The following is a 255-nucleotide window of genomic DNA, read 5'->3' as shown; positions in this document are numbered from 1 at the left end:
CGATATCATTCCATTCGTTCAATATACAGAAATATTTAATACATTATGTCTGTACCCCGAATATCCGGCCGATGGCAGCCGTCACGGCCATCGCTACGATGCCCCAGAATATGACCCGCATTGCCGGACGCCATGGTGAGGCCCCACCTGCACGCGCACCCACGACTCCCAACACCGCCAGACCAATCAGGGATACAGCGGATACACTCCACGAGACCACGCTGGCTGGCGACAGCAGGGCTGCCAGCACGGGCA

1 protein-coding gene is annotated in these 255 nt (G+C 57.3%); it reads right to left on the bottom strand.

All coding sequences use genetic code 11. The features are described from left to right. Positions 1-43: 43 nt before the first annotated feature. Positions 44-255, bottom strand: a 212-nt coding sequence (locus HNW77_RS18240; RefSeq protein ID WP_172159347.1) for a VIT1/CCC1 transporter family protein, incomplete at its 5' end; no start/stop codon positions are given.

The sequence above is a fragment of the Komagataeibacter melomenusus genome (assembly GCF_013155395.1).
Taxonomy (GTDB): domain Bacteria; phylum Pseudomonadota; class Alphaproteobacteria; order Acetobacterales; family Acetobacteraceae; genus Komagataeibacter; species Komagataeibacter melomenusus.
Note: the sequence above shows the minus strand (reverse complement) of the source record. Positions and strands in the feature narration are given on the sequence as shown.